General features: G+C 67.1%; 7 protein-coding genes. 6 read left to right on the forward strand and 1 reads right to left on the reverse strand.

Annotated elements, in window-relative coordinates; translation table 11 throughout:
* Positions 1-55 precede the first annotated feature (55 nt).
* Entirely contained in the window at positions 56-1729 is a 1674-nt protein-coding gene (gene fadD2 / locus ACRDTL_RS14890) for a long-chain-fatty-acid--CoA ligase FadD2 (RefSeq protein WP_431507474.1), read from the reverse strand.
* A 61-nt stretch (positions 1730-1790) separates the two neighbouring features.
* Between fadD2 and ACRDTL_RS14895 the strand changes: the two genes are divergently transcribed.
* The 6 genes from ACRDTL_RS14895 (at position 1791) to ACRDTL_RS14920 (ending at position 9773) form a co-directional block, all read left to right on the forward strand.
* On the forward strand, positions 1791-3026 hold the full coding sequence (locus ACRDTL_RS14895; protein ID WP_431507479.1) for a DNA polymerase domain-containing protein: 1236 nt from the start codon (positions 1791-1793) through the stop codon (positions 3024-3026).
* Positions 3023-6592 (forward strand): hydantoinase B/oxoprolinase family protein, encoded by a 3570-nt coding sequence (locus tag ACRDTL_RS14900; protein ID WP_431507475.1) that lies wholly within the window; start codon positions 3023-3025, stop codon positions 6590-6592. Before ACRDTL_RS14895 ends, ACRDTL_RS14900 begins: the two co-directional genes overlap by 4 nt.
* A gap of 11 nt (positions 6593-6603) precedes the next feature.
* Positions 6604-7575, forward strand: a complete 972-nt coding sequence (locus ACRDTL_RS14905) for an ABC transporter substrate-binding protein (protein ID WP_431507476.1) — start codon at positions 6604-6606, stop codon at positions 7573-7575.
* An 86-nt stretch (positions 7576-7661) separates the two neighbouring features.
* The gene (locus ACRDTL_RS14910) at positions 7662-8300 is read left to right on the forward strand and encodes a 5-oxoprolinase subunit B family protein (protein WP_431507480.1); all 639 of its coding nucleotides are present in this window, start codon (positions 7662-7664) and stop codon (positions 8298-8300) included.
* Positions 8301-8311: 11 nt separating this feature from the next.
* Positions 8312-9217: a 5-oxoprolinase/urea amidolyase family protein gene (locus tag ACRDTL_RS14915; RefSeq protein WP_431507477.1), complete on the forward strand. Its 906-nt coding sequence runs from the start codon at positions 8312-8314 to the stop codon at positions 9215-9217.
* 10 nt (positions 9218-9227) lie between these two features.
* Positions 9228-9773 carry a GNAT family N-acetyltransferase gene (locus ACRDTL_RS14920; RefSeq protein ID WP_431507478.1) on the forward strand — a complete coding sequence of 182 codons (546 nt, stop codon included), beginning with the start codon at positions 9228-9230 and terminating at the stop codon, positions 9771-9773.
* Positions 9774-9943: the final 170 nt, after the last annotated feature.

Here is a 9943-nt window from a genome sequence, read left to right on the forward strand (position 1 = left end):
GTGTCGACCGGCGACACGCACGCTCGCGCCGAGATGGGGACGCTCGCGACGGAAACTAGACCTCCATCTCCCGCAGCTCGCGCTTGAGGATCTTTCCGGTCGGGTTGCGCGGCAGCTCGTCGAGGAACACCACTTCGCGCGGAACTTTGTAACGCGCCAAGTGATCCCGCACGTAATGCTTGATGCCGTCCTCGTCGATGCTGGCGTCGGGTTTCTTGACCACGAAAGCGCGCAGCCGGTGTCCCCACTCCTTGTCCTCGACTCCGATCGCGGTGGCCTCGACGACGTCGGGATGTCCGTTGATCAAGTCCTCGACCTCGGCGGGGAAGACATTCTCTCCGCCGGACACGATCATTTCGTCGTCGCGGCCGCTGATGAACAACAGACCGTTCTCGTCGAAGTAGCCGACGTCCCCGGAGGACAGCAGGCCGTCGATGATCTGCTTGCTGCCGCCGCCGGTGTAGCCCTCGAACGGGAAGCTGGTGCCGACGAAGATCCGCCCGACCTTCCCCTGGGGCAGCTCCGTGCCGTTGTCGTCGTAGATCTTGACCTTCACACCCTTGACGACGGGCCCCACCGTCGACGAATTGAATTCCAGGTGTTTGGGCTCGGCGATGGTGGCGAACGAGACCTCCGTCGAGCCGTACATGTTGTAGATGACCGGGCCGAGATCCTCGAGTGCGCGTTCGGCCAGCTCGGAACCCAGCGCCGAGCCGGACACGAACACGATCCGCAGACTGGAGAGATCGGGCTTGGTCTCCAGCTGTTCCATCGCGGCGAGGATGCGCGACAGCATCACGGGGACGACGACCATCGCCGTCGCCTTGTGCTTCTCGATGTCTTGCAGAACCAACGGCGGCTTGAACCGGCGCCGCAGCAGCAGCGTCGAACCGAGGAACATCGCGATGGTGGCGTGCAAGAAGCCCAGCGCATGGAACATCGGTGACGGCAGCGATGTGACCTCGCCGGCTTTGAACGGAACGTGCGACAAGATGCCGCCGACCGGCGCCAGCGTTGGCGGTGTGCTCCGATTGGCCCCCTTCGGGGTGCCGGTGGTGCCGCTGGTCAGGATGATGATCGACGCATGTTTGGTGGCCTTGGGCGCCGGCGCGCCGCTGCTGCGGGCGATCAGATCGGCCAGCGTCTCGTCGGTGCTGCCCGACGGTTCGTCAGAGTCGGGGTTGACCCCAAGCGCCCGCAGTTTGCCCAGCGGCGGGTCGGCCTTGCTGACGGCCTTGGTGTATTCGTCGTCGTAGATGATCAACTTGGCGTCTTCGCGCTCGGCCACTTCCTTGATCTGGGGTCCGGAGAACTCGCTGTTGAGCAGGATGATGCGAGCGCCGACGCGTGCGCACCCGAACTCCGCGACGCAAAACCAGCGGTGGTTACGCGCCAGGATCGCGACACCGTCGCCACCGCGCACACCTTTATCCAGCAGACCGTGCGCGACCGCGTTGGCCGCGTCGTCGAGCTCCTTATAGGTGAGTGTCCCCTCTTCGTCGATGAGCGCCGCGCCGTCCGGAGTGCGCCGGGCGTTGAGCGCCGGCAGCATCCCGAACTCACCCCACTTGCGGATGTCGGCTGCCATCGCCGCGTAGTTCAGCGGCGGCTCCAACCGGAACGCACCAGATTCAATGATTTTGCGGAGGTAATGCAACTCGGCCAAGCCCCGCTCGGCATACTGCTGCACTTTGGCCACGGCCCCGAATGGGTCAATGAGGTTAGGCATGAACCCACCATATGTGACCCGCGTCGCAGTTCGGCGGGGCCCGAAATTTTCCGCCAATACCATTGAATCCATGGCCGGTCCGGTGTCCCTGGAAGTGGACGGACGCCAGGTCGAGGTAACCCACCCGGACAAGGTGATTTTCCCGGATCACCGCCATACCAAATTGGACCTGGTCCGCTACTACCTGGCGGTCGCCGAGGGCGCCCTGCGTGGGGTGGCCGGTCGTCCGATGATCCTGAAACGCTTCGTCAAGGGCATCGAGGCCGAGGCGATCTTCCAGAAGCGGGCTCCGGCGAAACGGCCCGACTGGGTGGACGTTGCCGAACTTCGTTACGCGTCGGGTACCTCGGCCGCCGAAGCCGTCATCCATGACGCCGCAGGCTTGATTTGGGCGATCAATCTGGGCTGCATCGACCTCAACCCGCATCCGGTGCTCGCCGACGATCTCGACCATCCCGACGAGCTGCGGGTCGACCTGGACCCGATGCCCGGCGTCGGCTGGCGGCAGATCGTCGACGTCGCCGTGGTGGCCCGCGAGGTGCTCGAGGACCATGGGTTGACCGCCTGGCCCAAGACGTCGGGGTCACGCGGCTTCCATATCTACGGGCGCATCAGGCCGCACTGGCCGTTTCGGCAGGTGCGGCTCGCCGCGCAGACGGTGGCACGCGAGGTCGAGCGACGGGCGCCGGACCTGGCGACCAGCCGGTGGTGGAAGGAAGAACGCCGGGGCGTGTTCGTCGACTTCAACCAGAACGCCAAAGACCGCACGGTCGCGTCGGCCTATTCGGTGCGGGCCACTCCGGATGCGCGGGTGTCGACGCCGCTGGGTTGGGACGAGCTCGCCGACTGCGACCCCGAAGCGTTCACCCTGACCACCGTGCCGAAGCGATACGCCGACATCGGCGACCCGTGGGAAGCCATGGACTTGGCGAAAGGAGACGCCGCCGGCGACCTTGGCCCGCTGCTGGCCCTGGCCGAGGAGCTGGGCCCGGCCGAGAAACCTCCGAAACGCAAGAGTCGCGACGGGCGCCGCGTCTCGACAATGCCGCTCATCGAAATCGCCCGCACCAAGACCAAAGACGAGGCAATGGCCGCGCTGGACATCTGGTGCGAGCGCCATCGGGTGGCGGCCGATCGGCTACAGTCGGCCGACGTCCTCGTCGACGGCATGCGCGGGCCGAGTTCGATCTGGTACCGGATCCGGATCAACCTGCAGCACGTACCGACCGACCAGCGCCCGCCACAGGAGGACCTGATCGTCGACTACAGCCCCTGGCCGAAGGGGCCCCACCAGTGACGGGCTGGCAGTTCTGGGTGGACCGGGGCGGCACGTTCACCGACATCGTGGCGCGCCGGCCGGACGGGCGGGTGGTGACCCACAAGCTGCTGTCGGAGGATCCCGCACGCTATCGCGATGCCGCGGTAGCCGGCATCCGCGAGCTGATCGCTGACGACGAATCCGCTCCGATCGACGGCGTGCGGATGGGCACCACGGTGGCGACCAATGCGTTGCTGGAGCGCACGGGTGAGCGCACGCTGCTGGTGATCACCCGGGGTTTCGGCGACGCGCTGCGCATCGCCTACCAAGACCGTCCGCGTATTTTCGACCGGCACATCGTGCTGCCGGAGATGCTCTACGAGCGGGTCGTCGAGGTCGACGAGCGGATCATGGCCGACGGTGCGGTGCTGCGCGAGCCGGACCTGCAGGCACTGGGCAATGAGCTGCGGCACGCGCACGCCGACGGCATCCGCGCGGTCGCGGTGGTCTGCCTGCACGGCTACCTGTACCCGGCGCACGAACTGGAGATCGGCAAGCTGGCCGAACAGATCGGCTTCGCCCAGATCTCACTGTCCTGCCAGGTCAGCCCGCTGATCAAACTGATCCCGCGCGGCGACACCACCGTCGTGGACGCCTACCTGTCGCCGGTGCTGCGCCGCTACGTCGACCGGGTGGCCGATCGGCTGGCCGGCGTGCGGCTGATGTTCATGCAGTCCAACGGAGGGCTGGCCGAGGCCCGACACTTCCGCGGCAAGGACGCGATCCTGTCCGGCCCGGCCGGCGGGATCGTCGGCATGGTGCGGATGTCGGCACTGGCCGGGTTCGACCGTGTCATCGGCTTCGACATGGGCGGCACCTCCACCGACGTGTCGCACTACGCCGGCGAATACGAGCGGGTATTCACCACGCAGGTGGCCGGGGTCAGACTGCGGGCCCCGATGCTCGACATCCACACGGTCGCCGCGGGCGGCGGCTCGATCCTGCATTTCGACGGCAGCCGCTACCGGGTCGGCCCGGACTCGGCGGGTGCCGACCCCGGTCCGGCCTGCTACCGGGGCGGCGGGCCGCTCACCGTCACCGACGCCAACGTGATGCTGGGCCGCATCCAGCCCGCGCATTTCCCCGCCGTGTTCGGCCCCGACGGCAACCAGGTGCTGGATGCCGAGGCGGTGCGGCGCGGCTTCGCCGACCTGGCCGCAGACATCCGTGCGCACACCCGCGACGACCGCACACCCGAGCAGGTCGCCGAGGGGTTCCTGCAAATCGCGGTGGCCAACATGGCCAACGCGGTCAAGAAGATCTCCGTCCAAAAGGGGCACGACGTCACGCGTTACGTCCTGACCACGTTCGGGGGTGCGGGCGGACAGCACGCGTGCGCGGTTGCCGACGCGCTGGGCATTCGCACGGTGCTCGTCCCACCGATGGCCGGGGTGCTGTCGGCGCTGGGGATCGGCCTGGCCGATACCACCGTGATGCGCGAACAAGCCGTGCAGGTTGCACTCGAAGCCTCAGCCTCCGACAGATTGACCACGGTCGCGGATGCCCTGGAGCAGACCGCCCGGGCGGAGTTGGCCGACGAGGGTGTCGGAGCCGCGCAGGTCCGGGTGATCCGGCGGGCGCATCTGCGCTACGACGGAACCGATACCGCGATCGGAGTCGATTTGAAGGCAATGGCGGAAATGATTAAGGCTTTCGAATCCGTCCACCGGGCCATGTATTCGTTTTTGATGGATCGCCCGCTGATCGCCGAAGCGATCTCGGTCGAGGCGATCGGGCTCACCGAGCAACCCGATCTGTCACACCTGGGAGAGCAGCGTCCCGACACCGCCGGCCCGGTGGAAACCGTACCCGCCTACTCGGGTGGGTCCTGGCGCGACGCCCCCCTGCATTACCGGGAGCGGATACGGCCGGGGGACATCGTCATTGGCCCGGCGATCATCGCCGAGGCCAACGCCACCACCGTGGTCGACGACGGCTGGCAGGCGGCGATGACATCGTCCGGGCATCTGCTCGTCGAGCGGACGGTCGCCCCCGCGGCGCCCGATGCGGGCACCCGGGCCGATCCGGTGCTGCTGGAGGTATTCAACAACTTGTTCATGTCGATCGCCGAACAGATGGGCACCCGGCTCGAGGCCACCGCGCAGTCGGTGAATATCCGTGAGCGGCTGGACTTTTCCTGCGCACTCTTCGACGCGTGCGGCAATCTCGTCGCCAACGCGCCGCACATCCCGGTGCATCTGGGCTCGATGGGCGGCACCGTCAAAGAGGTGCTGCGCCGGCGCGCCGGGCAGATGAAACCCGGCGACGTGTACGCGGTCAACGACCCGTACCACGGCGGTACCCATTTGCCGGACATCACGGTTGTGACCCCGGTCTTCGACAGCACCGACAGAAACGTTCTGTTCTTTGTGGCCTCTCGCGGGCATCATGCCGAAATCGGCGGAATCACACCGGGTTCCATGCCTGCCGACAGTCACGAGATCCACCAGGAAGGGGTGCTGTTCGACAATTGGATGCTCGCCGAGAACGGAGAATTCCGGGAAACCGAAACCCGGCGTCTGCTCACCGACGCACGGTTTGGATCGCGTGATCCCGACACCAACCTCGCCGACCTGCGCGCCCAGATCTCCGCCAACCAGAAAGGCGTCGACGAGGTCGTCAAGATGATCGACCACTTCGGGCGAGATGTCGTGCAGGCCTACATGCGCCATGTCCAGGACAACGCCGAGGAGGCGGTTCGCCGGGTCATCGACAAGCTCGAGGACGGCGAATACCGCTACGGCATGGATTGCGGCGCGACGATCGTCGTTCGTATCACGGTTGACCGCGCCGGTCGCAGCGCGACCATCGATTTCACCGGAACCTCACCGCAGCTGGACACCAACTTCAACGCGCCGACCTCGGTGGTGAGGGCCGCGGTGCTTTATGTGTTCCGGACGCTGGTCGACGACGACATCCCGCTCAACGACGGCTGTCTGCGCCCGTTGCACATCGTGGTCGCCGACGGATCGATGCTGGCGCCGACATACCCGGCCGCCGTCGTCGCCGGCAACGTCGAAACCTCACAGGCGATTACCGGCGCACTGTTGGCCGCACTGCGCGTGCAGGCCGAAGGTGCCGGGACGATGAACAACGTCACGTTCGGCAACGAGCGGCATCAGTACTACGAAACCGTGGGATCGGGCTCCGGGGCCGGTGACGGGTTCGACGGCGCGTCCGTCGTACAGACCCACATGACCAACTCCCGGCTCACCGATCCCGAAGTGCTGGAGTGGCGTTTCCCGGTGCTGCTGCGCGAGTTCGCCGTCCGCCGCGGTAGCGGCGGCACCGGACGATGGCGTGGCGGCGACGGCGCCATCCGTCGCATCGAGTTCCGCCAGCCGATGACGGTGAGCACGCTGTCGGGGCACCGGCGGATCGCACCCTACGGCATGGCCGGCGGCTCACCGGGGCAGCTGGGCCGCAACCGGGTGGAGCGCGCCGACGGCCGCACCGTCGAGCTGGCCGGCTGCGACTCGACCGAGGTCCAACCCGGCGACGTGCTGGCGATCGAAACCTCCGGCGGCGGGGGATACGGCACGTAAGGTCGCAGCGTATGCAGCAGCAATGGAGTCGGCGCGGATTCCTCGGCGCGGGCGGCGCTGCGCTGGTGGCGGCCGCCGCCTGCTCGTCGCATAAGCCGTCCGGCAGCGCGGGCGGCAAGCCGGTGACGATTCGCCATATCTTCGGTGAAACCACCGTCCCCGCACCGCCCAACCGGGTCGTCAGTGCCGGCTACACCGGACAGGACGACCTCCTTGCGGTGGGCGTCGTGCCGATCGCGCTCACCGGCTGGTTCGGCGACGAACCGTTCGCGGTGTGGCCGTGGGCCCAGCCCAAACTCGGCGACGCCAAACCGGTTGTGCTGAGCCTCGACAACGGAATCCAGGTTGACCAGATCGCCGGTTTGAAACCCGATTTGATCGTGGCGACCAATGCCGGCGTAGACGCCGACACCTACCAGAAACTGTCCGCGATCGCCCCGACCATCCCGCAGTCGGACGGCGATGCGTTCTTTGAGCCGTGGAAGGATCAGGCCAACGCCATTGGCCAGGCGGTATTCCAGGGCGACCAAATGAAGTCCCTGATCGACGGCGTCGACCAGAAATTCGCCACGGCCGCACAGCAAAACCCGCAATTCAAGGACAAGAAGGCGCTGCTCCTGCAGGGCAGGCTGTACCAAGACAATGTGGTGGCCACAACGGGCTGGCGCACCGAGTTCCTCACCCAGATGGGCCTGGTCATCGCCGATAGCATCACGTCATTCACGGTCGATCCGCAGCGCGCCTTCATTCCGCGCGAACAAATCCGGCCGGTGCTGCAAGCCGCCGACCTCCTGATCTGGACGACCGACAGCGACGACGATCAGCATGCCCTGCTGGCCGACCCGGACGTGGGGTCACTGCAGGCGCGCAGCATATTCACCACCAAGGATCTCGCCGGAGCGATCGCGTTCGCTTCGCCGCTGAGCTATCCGGTGGTGGCCGGCCAATTGCCGCCGCTGATCGCCAAGAGCCTGGGCGTCTGAGCGTTCGCTAAGGCACCTCTGGCAGTGCTCGAAGATCCCTCGCCGCGGCCGCAACCCGGGGTTACCGTCGAGTAATGAGCGTCGCAATGGATCTGATGGTGGCCGACACCGTCCGCGATTACGGTGACCACGCGCTGCTACTGGAGTTCGACAGCACCGGCGACGTGTTGGCGTGGACAGCTGCACTGCGCGAGGCGGGCCTGCCCGGTGTGCTCGACATCGTCCCGTCCCCGCGCGCCGTGCTGGTGAAACTCGACGGGCCCCGCTACCAGGACGTCGTGCGGCACCGCTTGCGCACATTGCAAGTGGGTCCGGACGCCACCCCACCCACCGCGCCGGATGGCCGGGTCGATGTGGTGATCGATGTCGTCTACGACGGTGCCGACCTCGCCGAGGTTGCCGAATGCAGCGGGCTGACGACGGCTCAGGTCATCAACGCCCACACCACCACGCCGTGGCTGGTGGGGTTCGGCGGTTTGGTGCCGGGCTTCGGGTATCTGGTCGGCGGCGACCCGCGGCTGCAGGTGCCGCCGCGGTCCGATCCGCGTGCGTCGGTGCCGGCCGGTTCGGTTGCGCTGGCGGGAGAATTCAGCGGCATTTATCCGCGCCGGTCACCGAGCCGGTGGCAGTTGATCGGTCACACCGACGCGGTCTTGTGGGACATCGACCGGCCCAACCCCGCGCTGCTGACGTCGGGCATGTCGGTCCAGTTCCGAGCCGCATAGGAGGACCTCTGGTGACAACCCTGGAAATCCTGCGCACCGGGCCGTTGGCACTGATCCAGGATCTCGGGCGGGTCGGCCTGGCCCACCTCGGGGTCACCCGGTCGGGCGCCGCGGACCGTCGTTCCCACACGCTGGCCAACCGGCTTTTGGCCAACCCCGACGACCGCGCCACGATCGAGGTGACCTTCGGCGGCTTCTCGGCCCGAGTCCGCGGAGGGGACGTCGACATCGCGGTGACCGGCGCCGACACCGACCCCACCGTCAACGGGGTCGTGTTCGGCAACAACAGCATTCACCATGTTCGCGACGGCGAGGTGATCTCGCTGGGTGCGCCGTATTCGGGCGTACGCAGCTATCTGGGTGTCCGGGGCGGCATCGACGTCACGCCGGTGCTCGGCTCGCGCAGCTTCGACGTGATGTCGGCGATCGGGCCGCTGCCGCTGCGGCCCGGCGATGTCCTGCCAGTCGGCGAGCCCGCCGACGACTACCCCGAACTCGACCAGGCTCCGGTGGCGGCAATCAGCGAGCATCTGGTGGAACTGCTCGTGGTGCCCGGGCCGCGAGACGACTGGCTCGTCGATCCCGACGCCCTGGTGCGCACGATCTGGATGGTCTCCGACCGCAGCGACCGGGTGGGGATGCAACTCGAGGGACGCCCGCTGCGACACCGCTGGCCAGATCGTCAATTGCCCAGCGAAGGAGCCACCCGCGGTGCGATTCAGGTCCCCCCCAACGGATTACCGGTAATCCTGGGGCCAGACCATCCGGTCACCGGCGGCTATCCGGTAGCCGGAGTGGTCACCGACGACGACATCGACAAGGTGGCCCAGGTGCGGCCCGGACAGCATGTGCGTCTGCACTGGGCACGGCCCAGGTCTCCGCTGATTTCTGCTGCCGGGAGCCAGTCGGCCTGGTAAACCGGGAAGTGTGCACGCCCAGGTACACACAGCTCGCCTGGTTCACACAGCCGATCTGGACGACGAGACCCGGCAGAGCGCCCATCAAATGGTCGTCGACGCGTTCGCCGGTGAGTTCACCGACATCGACTGGGACCACGCGCTGGGCGGGATGCATGCGCTGATCTGGCATCACGGCACGATCGTCGCGCACGGCGCGGTGGTGCAACGGCGGCTCATCTACCGTGGCAGCGCGCTGCGCTGCGGCTACGTCGAAGCCGTCGCGGTGCGGGAGGACTGGCGCGGCCAAGGGCTGGCAATCGCGATCCTCGACGCGTGCGAGCAAGTGATCCGCGGCGGCTATCCGGCTGGCGCACTGAGTTCTTCGGACCGGGGGCGGCGACTCTACACGGTGCGCGGCTGGTTGCCGTGGCGTGGCCCGACGTCGGTCTTGGCGCCCGGCGGCCCGACGCGCACCCCCGACGACGACGGCTCGGTGTTCGTGCTGCCGGTCGGGGTCAGCCTGGACGCCTCCGCGGGTTTGATGTGCGACTGGCGCGACGGAGACGCCTGGTAGCTGATCAGGTAGCCGAGACTGCGGTGAGGGCGGGCTTTTTGGTGGCAGGCTCAAGTGATCGCTGCAACACCTGATTCGTTCGAAAGGGTGTTGCCTCGTGGGTCGTCAGATTGGGTTCCGTAGTACTGGTGTGCATCTGGACGTCGAGTCGGCGGCGTCGGTGCATGAGG

This window comes from Mycobacterium sp. (assembly GCF_050700595.1).
In the GTDB taxonomy this organism is placed as follows: Bacteria; Actinomycetota; Actinomycetes; order Mycobacteriales; family Mycobacteriaceae; genus Mycobacterium.

Coding starts and splice junctions, on each gene's coding strand:
- fadD2 (WP_431507474.1), bottom strand. CDS start 1,729: ATGCCTAACCTCATTGACCCATTCGGGGCCGTGGCCAAAGTGCAGCAG.
- ACRDTL_RS14905 (WP_431507476.1), top strand. CDS start 6,604: ATGCAGCAGCAATGGAGTCGGCGCGGATTCCTCGGCGCGGGCGGCGCT.
- ACRDTL_RS14910 (WP_431507480.1), top strand. CDS start 7,662: ATGGATCTGATGGTGGCCGACACCGTCCGCGATTACGGTGACCACGCG.